At 73.2% G+C, this 16928-nt stretch carries 15 protein-coding genes; 7 read left to right on the top strand and 8 right to left on the bottom strand.

Going from position 1 to position 16928, the window contains the following annotated elements:
- Positions 1–23 precede the first annotated feature (23 nt).
- A complete protein-coding gene (locus AB0D32_RS02180; RefSeq protein ID WP_357083424.1) occupies positions 24–674 on the bottom strand; it encodes a DedA family protein in 651 nt (216 codons plus the stop codon).
- Between the two features lie 547 nt (positions 675–1221).
- Here AB0D32_RS02180 and thrS point away from each other — a divergent pair.
- Positions 1222–2439, top strand: coding sequence for a threonine--tRNA ligase (thrS, locus tag AB0D32_RS02175; protein WP_357083421.1), 1218 nt, complete (start codon positions 1222–1224; stop codon positions 2437–2439).
- Between the two features lie 59 nt (positions 2440–2498).
- Here the strand turns inward: thrS and AB0D32_RS02170 are convergent, their stop codons facing one another.
- The 4 genes from AB0D32_RS02170 to AB0D32_RS02155 all read right to left on the bottom strand — a co-directional run bounded on the left by AB0D32_RS02170 (position 2499) and on the right by AB0D32_RS02155 (position 7266).
- Positions 2499–4535 (bottom strand): ABC transporter ATP-binding protein, encoded by a 2037-nt coding sequence (locus AB0D32_RS02170; protein WP_357083418.1) that lies wholly within the window; start codon positions 4533–4535, stop codon positions 2499–2501.
- 67 nt (positions 4536–4602) lie between these two features.
- Complete coding sequence (locus AB0D32_RS02165) at positions 4603–6336, bottom strand: ABC transporter ATP-binding protein (protein WP_357083415.1); 1734 nt, start codon at positions 6334–6336, stop codon at positions 4603–4605.
- The gene (locus AB0D32_RS02160; RefSeq protein WP_357083412.1) at positions 6330–6794 is read right to left on the bottom strand and encodes a MarR family transcriptional regulator; all 465 of its coding nucleotides are present in this window, start codon (positions 6792–6794) and stop codon (positions 6330–6332) included. Before AB0D32_RS02160 ends, AB0D32_RS02165 begins: the two co-directional genes overlap by 7 nt.
- A gap of 25 nt (positions 6795–6819) precedes the next feature.
- Entirely contained in the window at positions 6820–7266 is a 447-nt protein-coding gene (locus AB0D32_RS02155) for a MauE/DoxX family redox-associated membrane protein (protein ID WP_357083409.1), read from the bottom strand.
- A gap of 86 nt (positions 7267–7352) precedes the next feature.
- Here AB0D32_RS02155 and AB0D32_RS02150 point away from each other — a divergent pair, with 86 nt between their 5' ends.
- Positions 7353–7928 carry a TetR/AcrR family transcriptional regulator gene (locus tag AB0D32_RS02150; protein ID WP_357083406.1) on the top strand — a complete coding sequence of 192 codons (576 nt, stop codon included), beginning with the start codon at positions 7353–7355 and terminating at the stop codon, positions 7926–7928.
- A gap of 59 nt (positions 7929–7987) precedes the next feature.
- Here AB0D32_RS02150 and AB0D32_RS02145 read toward each other — a convergent pair whose 3' ends face one another.
- Complete coding sequence (locus AB0D32_RS02145; RefSeq protein WP_357083403.1) at positions 7988–9427, bottom strand: GuaB1 family IMP dehydrogenase-related protein; 1440 nt, start codon at positions 9425–9427, stop codon at positions 7988–7990.
- Positions 9428–9508: 81 nt separating this feature from the next.
- Positions 9509–10105: a LysE family transporter gene (locus AB0D32_RS02140; protein ID WP_357084190.1), complete on the bottom strand. Its 597-nt coding sequence runs from the start codon at positions 10103–10105 to the stop codon at positions 9509–9511.
- Between the two features lie 96 nt (positions 10106–10201).
- On the opposite strand from AB0D32_RS02140, the gene AB0D32_RS02135 reads away from it, so the two are divergent.
- The gene (locus AB0D32_RS02135; protein WP_357083400.1) at positions 10202–11092 is read left to right on the top strand and encodes a LysR family transcriptional regulator ArgP; all 891 of its coding nucleotides are present in this window, start codon (positions 10202–10204) and stop codon (positions 11090–11092) included.
- 93 nt (positions 11093–11185) lie between these two features.
- Here the strand turns inward: AB0D32_RS02135 and AB0D32_RS02130 are convergent, their stop codons facing one another.
- Positions 11186–12937 carry a biotin carboxylase N-terminal domain-containing protein gene (locus tag AB0D32_RS02130; RefSeq protein ID WP_357083397.1) on the bottom strand — a complete coding sequence of 584 codons (1752 nt, stop codon included), beginning with the start codon at positions 12935–12937 and terminating at the stop codon, positions 11186–11188.
- 146 nt (positions 12938–13083) lie between these two features.
- Here AB0D32_RS02130 and AB0D32_RS02125 point away from each other — a divergent pair, with 146 nt between their 5' ends.
- The 4 genes from AB0D32_RS02125 (at position 13084) to AB0D32_RS02110 (ending at position 16843) form a co-directional block, all read left to right on the top strand.
- The gene (locus AB0D32_RS02125) at positions 13084–13695 is read left to right on the top strand and encodes a PadR family transcriptional regulator (protein WP_357084187.1); all 612 of its coding nucleotides are present in this window, start codon (positions 13084–13086) and stop codon (positions 13693–13695) included.
- Positions 13696–13732: 37 nt separating this feature from the next.
- Positions 13733–14692 (top strand): ATP-binding cassette domain-containing protein, encoded by a 960-nt coding sequence (locus AB0D32_RS02120; RefSeq protein WP_357083394.1) that lies wholly within the window; start codon positions 13733–13735, stop codon positions 14690–14692.
- Positions 14693–14712: 20 nt separating this feature from the next.
- A complete protein-coding gene (locus AB0D32_RS02115; RefSeq protein WP_357083391.1) occupies positions 14713–15468 on the top strand; it encodes an ABC transporter permease in 756 nt (251 codons plus the stop codon).
- Between the two features lie 121 nt (positions 15469–15589).
- A complete protein-coding gene (locus tag AB0D32_RS02110) occupies positions 15590–16843 on the top strand; it encodes an MFS transporter (RefSeq protein ID WP_357083388.1) in 1254 nt (417 codons plus the stop codon).
- Positions 16844–16928: the final 85 nt, after the last annotated feature.

The raw sequence follows: 16928 nt of genomic DNA, 5'->3' as shown, positions 1-16928 counted from the left end.
CCTAGGCGTTCCGGGGCGACCGGTCACTCCGCGCCGGGCGCGTCCGTCCTCGCGGTGACGACGACCGGCACCGCCGCCACCGAACCGGTCGCCCGCCGGGCGCCGACGACGGTCATGGCCCAGCCCGCCGCCGCGAAGCCGGCCGCCGCGGCACCGGCGATCAGCGCCAGCCGCCACGCCGACTCGGTGAGCGCCGTGCCGCCGAGGTGCCCGACCATGCCGCCGTACGTCGCCCAGCCCAGTGCCGCCAGGCCCTCGTAGAGCAGGAAGAGCCGGTACGGGTACCGGCTGCGGCCGGCGGAGAAGCAGGCCGCCATCCGGCCGCCCGGCACGAAGCGGCAGAGCAGGATCACGAGCGGACCGGGCCGGCGCAGCCCCTGGGTGACCCGGCTGGCGACCCGCCGGGCCCGGCCCCGCTGGATGTCGCGGGGTTCCCGGCGGTCCGGCGCGCCCCGGCCGAGCAGGTAGCAGGCGAGGTCGCCGACGAAGACACCCAGCGCGCCGACGGCGATGGTCACCGGAAGGTTCAGCCCGCCGTACACGGTGAGCGCGCCGCCGGTGATCATCACGACCTGGGTGGGGATCACCGGGACGAAGGCGTCCGCGATCAGCAGCGCGAGCAGTGCGAGGTACGCCCAGGTCGGCGAAGCGACCTCAGTGAGTAGTTCGGGCACGACTGCCACCTCGCCGGACGGGGCCGATTGCGTGGACCGAGCCTGACGGGTCGTCCAGCGTCACAGGGCAGGACCCTGGCTCGTGGTGATCGCCGACACTGCGGGGCCACCGCACACAACGAGCGGACCGGGCCGGAGGTGACGGATCCGCGTACCGCCGAGGGTCGGCGGAACGGAGCGTCCCGGCGTACCGTTGTCGGCGCGCGGCCGTACGACCGTCGGGTCCCCCGTTCCTGACGGTTCGGCCGCCGCGGGCCGCCGGCAGGTCCCGTGCCGGCGGCCCACCCCTGTCCCGCGCGGTGTGCCGCCCCGTGGCCCCGCCCACGCCGTCCGGGTGCCGGGCCGCCCCGAAAAACCGGCTGCGGTACCCGCGACCGGGGACGTACCGTCGCCGCATGCGCAGTGCGGTATCCACCACGACGCCGGGAGACCCCGGCGCGCCGTACTGACCTGACCGTCGACGAGGCCCCGGGGCGATCCGCCCCGGGGCCTCGTGGCGTCCGGTGACCGGGTCGCCCGAGGGGCGTACCCGATCAAGGAGCGCGACATGATCGACCACCGCAGGCTCGGCCGGGAGCTGGAACTGTTCGACTCCGACCCGCTGGCCGGCGCCGGGCTGCCGCTCTGGCTGCCGGCCGGCGCCGCCGCCCGGCACGCCGTCGAGGAGTACGTCCGCGAGCTGGAACGCCGGGCCGGCTACCGGCACGTGCTCACCCCGCCGCTGGGCAGGCGGGAACTCTTCGAACTCTCCGGCCACCTCGGCTACTTCGCCGACGACATGTTCCCGCCGATGGCACTCGGCGCCGACGACGAGCTCGTGCTGCGCCCGGCACTCTGCCCGCACCACGCGCTGGTGTTCCGGGCCCGGGGGCGTTCCTACCGGGAGCTGCCGCTGCGGATCGCCGAGCTGGGCGGCATGTACCGGGCCGAGCGATCGGGGGTGCTCGGCGGGCTGTCCCGGGTGCGGGCCATCTCGCTCAACGACGCGCACAACTTCTGCGCCCTGGAGCAGGTGGGCGAGGAGGTCGTCGAGATCCTCCGGCTGATCCGCGAGGCGCACGCCGCGCTCGGCGTACGGCCAGCCGGGTTCCGGCTGTCGCTGCGCGGGCCGGGGGAGAAGTACGTCGGGGACGACGACCAGTGGGCGCGGGCCGAGGAGCTGCTCCGCGCCGCGCTCGACGGGGTGGAGTTCACCGAGGCGCCGGGGGAGGCCGCGTTCTACGGCCCGAAGATCGACATCCAGGTGCTGGACGCCGCCGGGCGGGAGTCCACCCTCTCCACCGTCCAGCTCGACTTCGACAAGCCGGAGCGGTTCGACCTGTCGTACACCGACGCGTCCGGGGCGCGGCGTCGACCGGTGATGGTGCACCGGAGCCTCGTCGGCAGCATGGAGCGGCTCTTCGCGTACCTGATCGAGGTGCACGAGGGTGCCTTCCCGGCCTGGTACGCCCCGGTCCAGTTGGTGGTGCTGCCCGTCGGGGACGGACAGGCGGACGCGGCGGCCCGGCTCGCCCGCGACGCGCTGGCGGCAGGGTTGCGCGTGGAGGTCGACGGGGCCGGTTCGCTGGGCTCCCGCATCCGGGACGCGGCCCGCGCCCGGGTCCCGTACGCCGCCGTCATCGGCCCCCGCGAGGCGGCCGGGGGCGCGGTCTCGCTGCGGGTGCGCGGCGGCCACGCCCTGGACCCGATGCCCGCCGCCGACGCCCTCCGGCTGGTCGGCACGGTGGTGGCCGACCGCGGCCCGGCCCTGCTGCCGGCGCGCTGAGCCTCCGCCCGGCCCCGACCCCGTCGACGGCCCGCCCGTCGCCACCGGCGGCCTCCCCGTCACCGGGACGACCCCTCGAGCGACGCGGGTTCGGGGTCGGGCTGGGGCTCGGGGTCGGGCTGGATGGCGGCGGTGAACTGTGACCGGTACAGGCGGTGGTACGCGCCCTGCGCGGCGAGCAACTCGTCGTGCGTGCCCTGTTCCACGATCCGGCCGTCCTCCATCATCAGGATCAGGTCGGCGTCGCGGATGGTGGAGAGCCGGTGCGCGATGACGAAGCTCGTCCGGTCCGACCGCAGCGCGGCCATCGCCCGCTGGAGCAGCACCTCGGTGCGGGTGTCCACCGAGCTGGTCGCCTCGTCCAGGATCAGCAGCGACGGCTCGGCGAGGAAGGCCCGGGCGATCGTGATGAGCTGCTTCTCGCCGGCGCTGACGTTGCTGCCCTCCTCGTCGATCACCGTGTCGTAGCCGTCGGGCAGGCTGCGCACGAAGCGGTCCACGAACGTCGCCCGGGCCGCGGCCACGATCTCCTCCTCGGTCGCCCCCGGCCGCCCGTACGCGATGTTGTCGCGGATGGTGCCCCCGAAGAGCCAGGTCTCCTGGAGGACCATGCCGATCCGGCCGCGCAGGTCGTCTCGGCGCATCGTGGTGACGTCCACCCCGTCGAGCGTGATCCGGCCGGCGTCCAGCTCGTAGAAGCGCATGACCAGGTTGACCAGTGTGGTCTTGCCGGCCCCGGTCGGCCCGACGATGGCCACCGTGTGCCCGGGCTCGGCGACCAGGGAGAGGTCCTCGATCAGGGGCTTGTCCGGGGCGTACCGGAAGGAGACGTTGGCGAACTCGACCCGGCCGTGCGGGTCGCGTACCCGGGCCGGCTCGGCCGGGTCGGGGCTCTGCTCCTCGGCGTCGAGCACGGCGAAGACCCGCTCGGCGGAGGCCACCCCGGACTGGAGCAGGTTCGCCATCGAGGCGACCTGGGTGAGTGGCTGGGTGAACTGCCGGGAGTACTGGATGAACGCCTGCACGTCGCCGAGGCTCATCGTGCCCGACGCCACCCGCAGGCCGCCGACGACGGCGATCGCCACGTAGCTGAGGTTCCCGACGAACATCATCGCCGGCATGATGATCCCGGAGATGAACTGGGCGCCGAAGCTCGCCCGGAACAGCTCCTCGTTCTTCGCGGTGAAGGCGGCCTCCACCTCGCGCTGCCGGCCGAAGACCTTGACCAGCTCGTGGCCGGTGAACGCCTCCTCGATCTGGCCGTTCAGCTCGCCGGTGTGCGCCCACTGGTCGATGAACTGCCGCTGCGACCGCTTGGCGATGCTGGCGGTGACGACCACCGAGACCGGGACCGCGACCAGGGCCACCAGGGCGAGCAGCGGCGAGATCCAGAACATCATGGCCAGCACGCCGACCACGGTGAGCAGCGAGGTGAGCAGCTGACTCAGGGTCTGCTGGAGGCTGGTCGAGATGTTGTCGATGTCGTTGGTGACCCGGCTGAGCAGCTCGCCCCGGGGCTGCCGGTCGAAGTAGGGCAGCGGCAGGCGGTTGAGCTTGTCCTCCACGTCGGCGCGCAGCCGCAGCACGGTGCGCTGCACCACCCCGTTGAGCAGCCAGCCCTGCCACCACATCAGCAGGCTGGCCGCCACGTAGAGCCCGAGCGCCAGCAGCAGCACCCGCGCCAGCGCCGTGAAGTCGATGCCCACGCCGGGCACCACGTCCATCCGGGCGAGCATGTCGGCGAAGCTGTCGTTGCCGGCGGCCCGCGCCGCGTCCACCGCCTGGTCGGCGGTCGTGCCGGCCGGCAACTGCCGGCCGATCACCCCGGTGAAGATCAGGTCCGTGGCCCAGCCGAGCACCTTCGGCCCGACCACGCTGAGCCCGACGCTGAGCACCGCCAACGCGATCACGGCGACGAGCTGGAGGCGCTGCGGGCGCAGCCGGCCCAGCAGCCGCCGGGCCGACGGACCGAAGTTCATCGACCGTTCGGCGGGCATCCCGACGCCGCCGTGTGGACCGCCGCGGTGCCCGCCGGGCGGCAGCCGTTTCGGCGTCCGCGCGTCGGCGGCCGGCTTCTGCTGCGGTACGGCGCTCACGCCGCCACCTCGTTTCGCTCGGCGGCGCCGCGAGGCGCCGCGCTGCTGTGCCTGATGGTTCGCTCGGTCACGCGGCCACCTCCGACGTGTTCTGCGACGCCACGATCTCGGCGTACGTCGGGCAGGTGCGGAGCAGTTCGTCGTGCCGGCCGATCCCGACCACGCCGCCGTTCTCCAGCACGACGATCTGGTCGGCGCCGACGATGGTGGAGACCCGCTGCGCCACGATCACCACGGCGGCGTCCGCGGTGACCGGCCGCAGCGCCGCCCGCAACCGCGCGTCGGTGCCGAGGTCGAGCGCGGAGAACGAGTCGTCGAAGAGGTAGATCTCCGGCCGCCGGACCAGCGCCCGCGCGATGGCCAGCCGCTGCCGCTGCCCGCCGGAGACGTTCGTGCCGCCCTGCGCGATCGGCGCCTGGAGCCCCTCGGGCATCGCCTCCACGAAGTCGCGCGCCTGGGCGATCTCCAGCGCGTCCCGGAGTTCCTCGTCGGTCGCGTCCGGGTTGCCGTAGCGCAGGTTGCTCGCCACGGTCCCGGTGAACAGGTACGGCCGCTGCGGCACCAGCCCGATCCGGCGCCACAGCTCGTCCGGCGCCAGGTCCCGTACGTCGACGCCGTCGACCAGCACCCTGCCTGCGGTCGTGTCGACCAGCCGGGGGACGAGCGACAGCAGGGTGGTCTTGCCCGCGCCGGTGCTGCCGATGATCGCCGTCGTCGTACCCGGTGTCACCCGGAACGACACGTCGCGCAGCACCGGCTCGGCCGCGCCCGGGTACTGGAACCCGACGTCGCGCAACTCCAACTCGCCGCGGGTCGTCACCTCGGTCACGGGGCGGGCGGGGGGCACCACGGAGGAGTCGGTGTCGAGCACCTCGACGATCCGTTCGGCGCAGACCGCCGCGCGCGGCACCATCATCAGCATGAAGGTGGCCATCATGACGGCCATCAGGATCTGCATCAGGTACTGGAGGAAGGCGGTGAGGGCACCGACCTGGATCGCCCCGTCGTCCACCCGCTGGGCGCCGAACCAGAGCACGGCGACGCTGGAGACGTTGAGCACCAGCATCACCACCGGGAAGATCAACGCCATCAGGCGGCCGATGCGCAGGGCGGTCGCGGTGAGGTCGGCGTTCGCCGTGGCGAAGCGTTCCGTCTCGTACGGCTCCCGCACGAACGCGCGTACCACCCGGATGCCGGTGATCTGCTCGCGCAGCACCCGGTTGACGGTGTCGATGCGGGTCTGCATGAGCCGGAAGCCGGGCACCATCCGCCGGATGATCAGCCACAGGGCGACGGCCAGCACGGGCACGCTGACCAGCATCAGCCAGGAGAGCCCGAGATCCTCGCGCAACGCCATCACCACGCCGCCGACGCTCATGATGGGCGCGGTGACGAGCATCGTGCAGCTCATCAGCACGAGCATCTGCACCTGCTGGACGTCGTTGGTGTTGCGGGTGATCAGCGACGGCGCGCCGAACCGGGCGACCTCGCGGGCGGAGAAGCGGTTGACGTGCCCGAAGATGGCTGACCGGACGTCCCGGCCGAACGCCATCGCCGTCCGCGCGCCGAGGTAGACGGCCGCGACCGAGCAGACGATCTGGACCAGGCTGACCGCGAGCATCCACCCGCCGGTGCGCAGGATGTAGTCGGTGTCGCCCCGGGCCACGCCCAGGTCGATGATGTCGGCGTTGAGGCTGGGCAGGTAGAGCGACGCCATCGTGCCGACGAACTGGAGCAGCACCACCGCGGCCAGCGGCCGGTGGTACGGGCGCAGGTGCGTACGCAGCAGCCGGGTCAGCATGCCGACCTGCCTTCGAGGGTGCCCTGGTCGGCGCTGCCGATGACCTCGAAGAGGAACTCGCGGATCACCGCGGCCTTCGTCGGGTCGGCGTCGACCGAGGTGAGCGGGGCGGCGGAGCGGATCAGGGCGGTCAGCGCCTCGACCCGGGCCCGACCGGCCGCCGTGATCGCGATCCGGACGCTGCGCCGGTCGGCCTGGTCGCGCTGCCGCTCGACGAGGCCGTCGCGGGCGAGGGTGTCGACGATGCCGGTCAGGGTCGCCGGCCGGACGAAACAGTGCTCGGCGACCGTGCGGTGCGGCAGCTCGCCGTGCTCCGCGAGGGTCATCAGGGTGACCATCCCGGCCTGGGTGAGACCGTGGGCCTCGGCGAGGTAGCGGTTCCACCGCTGGCCGGTGAGGTGCCCGGCGACCACGAGCAGTCGCCCGATCGGCGCGTCCCGTAGCGTGATCAGTTCCATGGACGACAGGTTAGCTCCCTGAACGTCAGGCCCCAAACGAAATAGCGAGCGCCGCGGCGACGAACAGGACCTGTTCCGCCGTCCGTGGCCCGAGAGGTGTCGCCGGCCGGCCTCCGAAGGTCAGCCCGCGCCGGGCCGCCGAGACGTTCGCCGGGAACATGGCCAGCATCAGCAGCGCCAGCCCGGCTGCTGTCCAGCGGGCGGTCGCCGGCACGAGCAGCCCGACCGCGCCGAGCAGTTCCAGCACGCCGGTGACCGTGACCAGCAGGTCGGCCCGGGGCAGGGATGGCGGCACCATCGCGATCATGTCCCTGCGCAGGGGCGGGGCGAAGTGCGCGACGCCGGTCACCACGAACATCAGGGCGAGCCCCACCCGTAGCGCGGGATGCCACCCGTCGAGCGCGTCCACGCCGGCCAGGCCGGCCAGCCGGGCGAGCGCGGTACCGGCCACGAGGGCGATGATTGGAGCCACGGGAACCTCCCCGGTCGACGAGTCTTGTCGTCGGAAAGATTGCCCTCGCAAATGGCATCTTGTCAACGGAAAGATAGGCTGTCGGTATGACCGAAACGCGTGGCTACCACCACGGTGACCTACGTCGCGCCCTGCTCACGGCGGCGGTGCGGGTGATCGAGGAATCAGGTCCGGCGGCACTGAGCCTGCGCGACCTCGCCCGCCGGGCCGGCGTTTCGCACGCCGCCCCGGCGCACCACTTCGGCGACAAGTCCGGGCTGCTCACCGCGCTCGCCACCGAGGGCTTCGACCTGCTCGCCGAGGCGCTGGACGGCGCCGGCGGCGACCTGCTCGACAGGGGCGTCGCGTACGTCGACTTCGCGGTCCGGCACCGCGCGCACTTCGAGGTGATGTTCCGTCCGGACCTCTACCGCCCCGACGCGGAGAACCTGGTGGCGGCCCGCCAGCGCGCCAGCGACGCGTTGCACTCGGGCGTCGCGGCCCTGCCCGAGGGGCACCGCCCCAAGGCGCAGGATCCGCAGGGCGACGCGCTCGCGGCCTGGTCGATCGTGCACGGCTTCGCCACGCTCTGGCTCTCGGGCGCGCTGCCGTCCCAGGTCGGCGACGACGACCCCCGGGCCACGGCCCGCGCGGTCGCCCGCCGCCTCTTCCCGAGGCGCTGACGCACAGTGAGTGCAAGGAAGGGCCCCTTCCTTGCACTTCTGTTGCGCTGCGTCGGCGTTCACCAACTCGTGGGCAGGGGCATCCCCTCGGTGTAGCCGGCCGCGCTCTGCACGCCGACCAGGGCCCGCTCGTGGAACTCCGCGAGGTCCCGCGCGCCCGCGTAGGTGAAGGCGCTCCGCACCCCCGCGATGATCTCGTCGATCAGGTCCTCCACGCCGGGGCGGGCCGGGTCCAGGTACATCCGGGCCGAGGAGATGCCCTCCTCGAAGACCGCCTTGCGGGCCCGGTCGTACGCGCTGTCGTCGGCCGTCCGCGCGCTGACCGCCCGCGCCGAAGCCATGCCGAAGCTCTCCTTGTAGCGCCGGCCGTCGGCGTCGGTGTAGAGGTCGCCGGGGGACTCGTAGGTGCCGGCGAACCAGGAGCCGATCATCACGTTCGAGGCTCCGGCGGCCAGCGCCAGCGCCACGTCGCGCGGGTGCCGTACGCCGCCGTCGGCCCAGACGTGCCGGCCGAGCTCACGGGCCGCCGTGGCGCAGTCGAGCACGGCGGAGAACTGCGGCCGGCCCACCCCGGTCATCATCCGGGTGGTGCACATCGCGCCCGGGCCGACGCCGACCTTGACGATGTCGGCGCCCGCCTCCACGAGGTCGCGTACGCCCTCGGCCGTCACCACGTTGCCGGCCGCGACCGGGACGCCCGGGTCCAGCGCGCGGACCGCCCGCAGGGCGGTGATCATCCGTTCCTGGTGGCCGTGCGCGGTGTCCACGACCAGCGTGTCCACCCCGGCCTCCAGCAGCGCTGCCGCCTTGCCGGTCACGTCGCCGTTGATGCCCACGGCGGCGGCGATCCGCAGCCGGCCCCGGTCGTCCACCGCCGGCTTGTAGAGCGTCGCCCGCAGCGCGCCCTGCCGGGTCAGCACCCCGACCAGGCGCCCCTCGGCGTCGACCACCGGGGCGAGCCGGCGCCGGCCTGCCGAGAGCCGGTCGAAGCCGGTACGCGGGTCCGCGTCCGCCGGCACGGTGTGCAGCTCGGTGGACATCACGTGCCGGAGCTGAGCGAACCGGTCCACGCTGACGGTGTCGGCCTCGGTCACCACGCCCACCGGCCGGCTCTCCTCGTCGATCACCACCACGGCGCCGTGCGACCGCTTCGGCAGCAGGTGGATCGCGTCGCCGACGGTGTCGGTCGGGCCCAGCGTGATCGCCGTGTCGTGCACCAGGTGCCGCCGCTTGACCCAGGCGACGACGTTCGCCACCACCTCGATGGGGATGTCCTGCGGGATGACCGCGATCGCGCCGCGCCGGGCGACCGTCTCGGCCATCCGGCGGCCGGACACCGCGGTCATGTTCGACACCACCAGCGGGATCGTGGTGCCCGTGCCGTCGCTGGCGGCGAGGTCGACGTCGAGCCGCGAGCCCACCTCGGAGCGGGCGGGCGCCATGAAGACGTCGTTGTAGGTCAGGTCGTGCGCGGGGACCGCGCCGTTAAGGAACCGCACGTCGCCATCATTCCCGCCCGCCGGCGCCCGCGCCTGCGGTGGTTGCCGAAAACACCCTGAGCACGCTCGGCGCCGGCGCGGTCAGCCGGACAGCAGGGCCACCGCGACCGCGACCATCACGAGGGCGACGGTGGCGTCGACGAGCCGCCAGGCCGCCGGGCGGGCCAGCACCGGCGCGAGCCGGTGGGCGGCGACACCGAGAACGGTGAACCAGACCGCGCTGGCGAGCGCGGCGCCCGCGCCGAAGACCCAGTGGTGCGGTTGCTGGCGGGCCACCCCGCCGAGCAGGAGGACGGTGTCCAGGTACACGTGCGGGTTGAGGTAGGTGAACGCGAGGCAGGCCAGCAGTGTCGCCCCGAGCGGGGCCGGCGGCCGGTCGGCGGGGGAGAGGGCGCCGGGCCGCAGGGCGCGGCGGGCGGCCAGCGCGGCGTACCCGAGCAGGAACGCGGCGCCGAGCCAACGGACGGCGGTGAGGACGGCGGGGTGCTCCGCCGTGGCGGTGCCCATTCCGGCGATGCCGAGCGAGATGAGCAGCGCGTCGGAGGCGGCGCAGACGGCGACCACCGGCACGACGTGCTCCCGGCGCAGGCCCTGCCGCAGGACGAAGGCGTTCTGCGCGCCGATGGCGGCGATCAGCGCGATGGCGAGGGAGAAGCCGGCGACGGCGGAGCCGGCCACGGAACTGCTGAGGATGTCGGGCACGGGCCGACGCTACGAGCCGCGCCCGATGCAGCCCAGCTAAAGATTCTCAGGGTAGATAAGCTCAGCTTCATCATGGTGGACTCCACGCAGCTCCGGACGTTCGCCGCGGTGGTCCGCGAGGGCAGCTTCGAGGCGGCGGCGCAGTCCCTGCACGTCACCCCCTCGGCCGTCAGCCAGCGGATCAAGGCGCTGGAACAGGCCGTCGGGCAGGTGCTCGTCCGCCGGTCGAAGCCGTGCCGGGCCACCGACGCGGGCCGCCCGCTGCTGCGGCTGGCCGGGCAGGTGGCCCTGCTGGAACGGGAGGCGCTGCACGCCGCCCGGCCGCCGACGATCGGCGGTCCCGCCCCCACCCGGGTGACGGTCGTCGCGAACGGGGACTCGCTCGGCACCTGGTTCGTCGGCGCGCTGGCGCGGCTGCCCGCCGAGCTGGCGCTGCTGTTCGACGTCCGGCGGGACGACGAGGACCACACGGCGGAGCTGATCCGCGACGGTACGGCGATGGCGGCGGTGACCGCGCAGCGCGAGGCCGTCCAGGGCTGCCGGGTGGAGCGGCTGGGTGCGATGCGGTACGTCGCGCTGGCCCAGGCCGGGTTCGCCGCCCGCCACTTCCCCGACGGGCTCACCGAGGCCGCCCTCGCGTCGGCGCCGATGATGGCGTTCGACCGCAAGGACCAGCTCCAGCACCGCTTCGCCCGCACCGTGACCCGCCGCCGGATCGACCCGCCGATCCACTACGTCCCGTCCTTCGACGGCTTCAACGAGGCGGTGCGGCTCGGGCTGGGCTGGGGTCTGCTCCCGGAGCGGCTCGCCCGCGCCGACATCGCCGCCGGGCACTGCGTCGACCTCGGCGCCGGGCGTCACCTGGACCGCCCCTTGTACTGGCAGCACTGGCGGGTGGAGTCCGCCATCCTGGACGCTCTGACGGCCGCCGTCCGGGCGGTGGCGGGCGCCGAACTGCGCTGACCGTGGGGCCGGCTGGTGCCGAGCCGGGGGCGCTGCGGTAGGAAGGGGCCCTTCCTCTACCGAAAGCGTTAGGAAGGTGCCCCTCCTTACACCTCAGGCGATGGTGCAGATCGCCGCGCCGGCCGTGATGACGGCGCCGACCTCGGCCGCGAGGCCGCTGACCGTGCCTGCCTTGTGGGCGTGCAGCGGTTGCTCCATCTTCATCGCCTCCAGCACCACCACCAGGTCACCCTCGGCGACGGTGTCACCCTCGGCGACCGCGATCTTGACGATGGTGCCCTGCATCGGGGACGTGAGCGCGTCGCCGCTGACCGCGACGCCGGCCTTGGCCCCGCCGCCCCGGCGGGCCGGCTTACGCGCGGCGGGCGCGGCTGCGGCCGTACCCCCGCCGAGACCGGTGGGGAGGCTGACCTCCAGCCGCTTGCCGCCGACCTCGACCACGACGGTCTCGCGCCCGTCCGGCGCCTCGGCGGGGCCGGCGGCGGCGGTGAACGGCGGGACGGTGTTGTCGAACTCCGTCTCGATCCAGCGGGTGTGCACGGTGAACGGCTCGGCGGTGAACGCCTCGTCGCGGACGACCAGCCGGTGGAACGGCAGCGCGGTGGCCATGCCCTCGACGACCATCTCGTCCAAGGCCCGGCGGGCCCGCTCCAGCGCCTCGGTACGCGTCTCGCCGGTGATGATCACCTTGGCCAGCAGCGAGTCGAAGTTGCCGCCGATCACGTCACCGGCGGAGATGCCGGTGTCCACCCGGACGCCGGGACCGGTGGGCAGCCGCAGCGCGGTCACCGTGCCGGGGGCGGGCAGGAAGTTGCGGCCCGGGTCCTCGCCGTTGATCCGGAACTCGATGGAGTGCCCGCGCGGCGTCGGGTCCTCGGTGAACCGCAGCTTCTCGCCGTCGGCGATCCGGAACTGCTCGCGGACCAGGTCGACGCCGGCGGTCTCCTCGGTGACCGGGTGCTCGACCTGGAGGCGGGTGTTGACCTCCAGGAAGGAGATGGTGCCGTCGGCGCCGACCAGGTATTCCACCGTGCCGGCGCCGTGGTAGCCCGCCTCCCGGCAGATCGCCTTGGCGCTGTCGTGGATCTGGGCCCGCTGCGCCTCGGTGAGGAACGGCGCGGGGGCCTCCTCGACCAGCTTCTGGTGTCGGCGCTGGAGCGAGCAGTCGCGGGTGCCGACCACGATCACGTTGCCGTGCTGGTCGGCCAGCACCTGGGCCTCGACGTGGCGGGGCCGGTCGAGGTAGCGCTCGACGAAGCACTCGCCCCGGCCGAACGCGGCGACCGCCTCGCGGGTGGCCGACTCGAACAGGTGCGGGATCTCCTCCATGGTGCGGGCCACCTTGAGCCCGCGCCCGCCGCCGCCGAAGGCGGCCTTGATGGCGACCGGCAGGCCGTGGTCGACGGCGAACGCCAGCACCTCGTCGGGGCCGCCGACCGGGTCGGGGGTGCCGGGCACCAGGGGCGCGCCGGCGCGCTGGGCGATGTGCCGGGCGGTGACCTTGTCGCCGAGGTCGCGGATCGCCTGCGGGGTGGGGCCGATCCAGGTCAGCCCGGCGTCGATGACGGCCTGGGCGAAATCGGCGTTCTCGGCGAGGAAACCGTAGCCGGGGTGGACCGCGTCGGCCTCGGCCTTCGCGGCGATCTCCAGCAGCTTGTCGATGCGCAGGTACGTCTCGGTGGCGGTGTCCCCGCCGAGCGCGTACGCCTCGTCGGCCAGCGTGGCGTGCAGGGCGTCCCGGTCGGAGTCCGCGTAGACGGCGACACTGCCGAGGCCGGCGTCGCGACAGGCGCGGATGACGCGGACGGCGATCTCGCCGCGGTTGGCGATGAGTACCTTGCGCACCTTGCTGGCTCCTCCCGGAGGGTCACTGACCGGGAGTGTATCGGCCATTGTGGCAGCCCAAACGATCGCTCAGTGTGGGATGCCGCACTGTCCTGCGCGCCCTAGTCAAGTTTGCTCAATACCCTCCTCCGGTGTCTGCCATGCGAATGATGATCCTCGGCCTGGTACGCGGGATGCAGCCCGTGCACGGCTACGACGTACGCCGTGAGCTGCTCGGTCGGGGCGCCGACCGGTGGGCGAACGTGCAACCCGGCTCGATCTACCATGCCCTGCGCAAGCTGACCCGGGAAGGACTGCTGCGCGAGGTGGCCACCGAGCAGGTGGGCGCCCGGCCGCCCCGCACCACGTACGAGGTGACCCCGGAGGGGGAGGAGGCGTTCGAGTCGCTGCTGCGTGACCTGTGGTGGCAGCTGCACGAGCCACCGGACCCGTTCGTGGCGGCGTTCTCCTTCCTGCCCGCGATGCCGCCCGAGGAGGCGGCGGCTGCCCTGAGAAACCGGGCGAACCTGCTGCGCGCCGGTGTCGAGTGGACGCGTACGTCGTTGAGTCCTGGCTGGGCGCGTGAGGCGGGGCCGGTGCACGTGGGGTGGATGTCCGAGCTCTGGGCGGCCCGGTCCGAGGCGGAGATCTCCTGGTGCGAACAAATCGCGGAACGGATCGAGTCGGGAGTGTCGTACCTGCCCGACGGGACGGAGCGGGCGCAGGGTGGGGAGGGCCGGTCGGAGCGGCTGCCGCCCGCCGACCCGGACGGCAAATAATCAAGATAGATCATTAAAGCTACGACCAGGAGCAGACATGATCGAGACCAGAGGGCTGCGGAAGTCGTACCGCTCCCGAGACGGTCGCCAGACGAAGACCGTCGACGCGGTGCGCGGCGTCGACCTGAACGTCACCGAGGGGGAGATCTTCGGCTTCCTCGGCCCCAACGGCGCCGGCAAGACCACCACGCTGCGGATGCTGGCCACGCTCATCGAGCCCGACGGCGGCGAGGCCACCATCGCCGGGGCCGACCTGCGCCGGGACCCGGCCGAGGTGCGCCGCCGCATCGGCTACGTCGCCCAGGGCGGCAGCACCTGGGACGAGTCGACCGCCCGGGAGGAACTCGTCCTGCACGCCCGCATGTACCGCATCGGCAAGGCCGAGGCGCGCCGGCGGGCCGCCCGTGCCCTCGACGCCTTCCAGCTCACCGAGTACGCCGACCGCAAGTGCAAGACCTACTCCGGGGGCCAGCGCCGGCGGTTGGAGATCGCCCTCGGCATCATCCACGAGCCGATGGTCGTCTTCCTGGACGAGCCGACGACCGGCCTCGACCCGCAGAGCCGGGCGCACATGTGGGACGAGATCCGGCGGCTGCGCACCGACGGCATGACCGTCTTCATCACCACCCACTACCTGGAGGAGGCCGACGCGCTCTGCGACCGGATCGCCATCATGGATCACGGCGAGGTGGTCACGGAGGGCACCCCGACGGACCTGAAGCGCGAGATCTCCGGCGACGTCGTGCTGGTCGGGCTCGACGCCGGGGCCACCCCGCAGGCCGCGCAGCTGCTCGACGGCGAGCCGTACGTCAACAAGCTGGAGACCGTCGAGGAGGGCGGGCTGCGGCTCTACGTCGACGAGGGCGCGACCGCCATCCCGCAGATCCTGCGTCGCGTCGACACCGCCGGCCTCGGCCTCAACTCCATCGAGCTGCACCGGCCCAGCCTCGACGACGTCTTCCTCACCAAGACCGGCCGCTCGCTGCGCGAGTCCTGATCCGAGACCGGAGAGAGCTCATGAAACTCGCCCGTGACACCTGGCTGATCTTCCAGCGCCAGTTCCAGCTGCTGCTGCGCAATCCTGTCTGGGTCTTCGTCGGCGTCTTCCAACCGGTGATGTACCTGCTGCTCTTCGCCCCGCTGCTCAAGCCGGCGCTGAACGCGCCCACGCAGGCGGAGGCCTACAAGATCTTCGTACCGGGCCTGCTGGTGCTGCTGGCCATCTTCGGTGGCCTGTTCCAGGGCTTCGGCCTGATCGCGGAGCTGCGCGCCGGAGTCATCGAACGCTCCCGGGTCACCCCGGTCAGCCGGCTGGCCCTGCTGCTCGGCCGCTCGCTGCGCGACGTCGTGTCGCTCATGGTGCAGGCGGTCATCATCACGCTGCTCGCGCTCCTGTTCGACCTGCGCGTCTCCCTCGTCGACCTGCTGCTGGCGTACCTCATGCTCGCCCTGATCGCGCTGATGACCTCGGCCATCTCCTACGGCATCGCGCTCAAGGTCAAGAGCGAGGACGCGCTGGCCCCGCTGATGAACACCGTGGCCCAGCCGGTGCTGCTGCTCTCCGGCATCCTGCTGCCGCTGACCTTCGCCCCCGGCTGGCTCCAGGGCATCGCCGAGTGGAACCCGTTCGCCTGGGCGGTCGACGGCACCCGGGCCCTCTTCGTCGGCGACCTCGGCGACGACAAGGTCTGGCAGGGGCTGGGCATCATCGCGGTCCTCGCCGCGGCCGGCGTCATCTGGGCCGCCCGGCAGTTCGCCCGCAGCGTCCGCTGAGCTGAAAGGAAGGGCACCTTACCAACGCTCACGGTAGAGGAAGGGCCCCTTCCCCACGTCTCAGGAGAGCTGCCTCTCACCAGGGGCGGGGCACCGGCCCGACGCTTGTAGCGTGAGGCTGGTGCCCCGCCTCACCCGTGACCGTCTCACCTGGCTGACCTACGCCCAGCTCGGGCTGTGGGGCTTCTTCCTCTACGGCTTCGGGCCCGTCGTGCCGCTGCTCCGCGACGAACAGGGCACCTCCGCCGCCGTCGCCGGCCTGCACAGCACCGGCATCGCCGTCGGCGCGCTGGCCGGCGGGGCGCTCTTCGCACCCCTGGCCCGCCGGTTCGGCCGTGGCCAGGCGATCTGGACCGGGCTGGCCGGCGTGGCGGCCGGCGTCGTCGCCCTGGGCACCGTCCGCGCCCTGCCCGCCACGATCACCGCCGTCGCGGTGATCGCCACCTTCGGCATGCTGGTGATCAGCGGCGTGTCCGTGGTGCTCACCGACCGGCACGGCACCGGCGCGCCGGCGGCGCTGACCGAGGCCAACGCCGTCTGCGCCGGCGCCGGCATCCTCGCCCCGCTGGTCATCGGCGCCAGCGTGGATGCAGGCTGGGGCTGGCGACCGGCGCTGGCCGTCGAGGTCGGCCTGATCGCGCTGGTCGCGCTCGCCGCCCTTGCCTTCCGCGTACGCCTTCCGAGGCCCGCCCCCGCTGCCGCGGCTCCCGGTGGCCTGCCGGCCGGCGACCGGGCCGACGCCGGCCCGGCTGCCGACGTCCACCGAACGGATCGACGCCTGCCCCCGGCGTACTGGATCGCCTGGGCGCTGATGGCGGTCACCGGCTCGATCGAGGTCTGCCTGTCGCTCTGGACGGCCGACGTGCTCCGCTCGCACGCCGGGATGACGGCCGGCGCCGCCTCGGCCGCGGTAGCGGCGATCGTCTGCGGCATGTTCGCGGGCCGGCTGGTCGGGGGCCGGTTCGCCCTGCGGTACCGGCCCGTGCCGCTGCTGCTGGCCGCGCTGGGCGTGTCGCTGGCCGGGTTCGCGCTCTTCTGGATCGCCCCGGTCGGCTGGCTCGCCGTCACCGGCCTGGTCGTCCTCGGCCTCGGCAACGCCCTGCACTACCCGCTGGCGATCTCCATCGCGCTCGCCGTCGCCGGGCCGGCCGCGGACCGGGCGGCCGGCTGGGCGTCGTACTCGATGGGGGTCGGCTTCGGGATCGCGCCGGTCGCGCTCGGCTGGGTGGCCGACGGGGTCGGACCGCACCTGGCCTTCCTGCTGCTGCCGGGCTTCATCGCGGCGGCCGCGCTGCTCGCCGCCCGCCTCGGCCGTGCCCTGCGCCCCACCGGCGCCTCCGCCGCCACCCACACCCCCGCGACGACCAACGCCTGACCGACACCGGGGCGGTGACGGCGGAGCCGTGCCGGCCGGATCTTGGCAAGAACCGGCCCCGGGGAGGGCCATTTCTTGCCAAGAT

Source organism: Micromonospora sp. NPDC048170 (assembly GCF_040652795.1).
Classification (GTDB): Bacteria; Actinomycetota; Actinomycetes; order Mycobacteriales; family Micromonosporaceae; genus Micromonospora.
The sequence above is the reverse complement of the archived record's forward strand: the minus strand, read 5'-3'. Positions and strand labels throughout refer to the sequence as shown.

What these genes read in the sequence shown, in the direction of transcription:
- thrS (WP_357083421.1), top strand. Translation starts at nt 1,222, where the DNA reads ATGATCGACCACCGCAGGCTCGGCCGGGAGCTGGAACTGTTCGACTCC.
- AB0D32_RS02165 (WP_357083415.1), bottom strand. Translation starts at nt 6,336, where the DNA reads ATGCTGACCCGGCTGCTGCGTACGCACCTGCGCCCGTACCACCGGCCG.
- AB0D32_RS02160 (WP_357083412.1), bottom strand. Translation starts at nt 6,794, where the DNA reads ATGGAACTGATCACGCTACGGGACGCGCCGATCGGGCGACTGCTCGTG.
- AB0D32_RS02150 (WP_357083406.1), top strand. Translation starts at nt 7,353, where the DNA reads ATGACCGAAACGCGTGGCTACCACCACGGTGACCTACGTCGCGCCCTG.
- AB0D32_RS02135 (WP_357083400.1), top strand. Translation starts at nt 10,202, where the DNA reads ATGGTGGACTCCACGCAGCTCCGGACGTTCGCCGCGGTGGTCCGCGAG.
- AB0D32_RS02125 (WP_357084187.1), top strand. Translation starts at nt 13,084, where the DNA reads ATGATGATCCTCGGCCTGGTACGCGGGATGCAGCCCGTGCACGGCTAC.
- AB0D32_RS02120 (WP_357083394.1), top strand. Translation starts at nt 13,733, where the DNA reads ATGATCGAGACCAGAGGGCTGCGGAAGTCGTACCGCTCCCGAGACGGT.
- AB0D32_RS02115 (WP_357083391.1), top strand. Translation starts at nt 14,713, where the DNA reads ATGAAACTCGCCCGTGACACCTGGCTGATCTTCCAGCGCCAGTTCCAG.